The sequence below is a fragment of the Erythrobacter sp. CCH5-A1 genome, assembly GCF_001557115.1.
Classification (GTDB): domain Bacteria; phylum Pseudomonadota; class Alphaproteobacteria; order Sphingomonadales; family Sphingomonadaceae; genus Erythrobacter.
On record NZ_LSKQ01000093.1, the window covers coordinates 1 to 558 of the forward strand.

Consider the following 558-nt stretch of genomic DNA (forward strand, 5'->3'; position numbering starts at 1 on the left):
GCGCGCGAGATCACCCAGATCATCGACGTCATCGACGGGATCGCCTTCCAGACCAACCTCCTCGCCTTGAACGCCGGGGTCGAGGCCGCGCGCGCGGGCGAGGCCGGCAAGGGCTTCGCGGTCGTCGCCAACGAGGTCCGCGCCCTCGCCCAGCGCTCGGCCGAGGCGGCGCGCGACATCAAGGCGCTGATCGACAAATCGACCGCGCATGTCGGCGACGGCGTCAGCCTCGTCGGCGAGACCGGCACGCTGCTTGCCGAAATCGTCGCGCAGGTCGGCGCCGTCACCGCCCAGGTCGAGGAGATCGCCGAGACCACCGCCGCGCAGGCGACCAATCTCGAGCAGGTCAATTCCGCGGTCGGCACGATCGACCGGATGACCCAGCAGAACGCGGCGATGGTCGAGCAGTCGACCGCCGCCACGCGCAGCCTCTCGAGCGAGGCGCAGCGTCTGGGCGAGCTGGTCGCGCAGTTCCGGGTGAGCAGCGCCGGGCACGCCGCCTATGCCGCAGCCGCGCCCGCTTACGCCCCGCCCGCTCCCCCTGCCCCCGCACGCAGG

1 protein-coding gene is annotated in these 558 nt (G+C 72.6%); it reads left to right on the forward strand.

All coding sequences use genetic code 11. The features are described 5' to 3' along the window. Positions 1 to 558: methyl-accepting chemotaxis protein (locus AX708_RS04425; protein ID WP_233999609.1), on the forward strand; the 558-nt coding region annotated here is incomplete at both ends.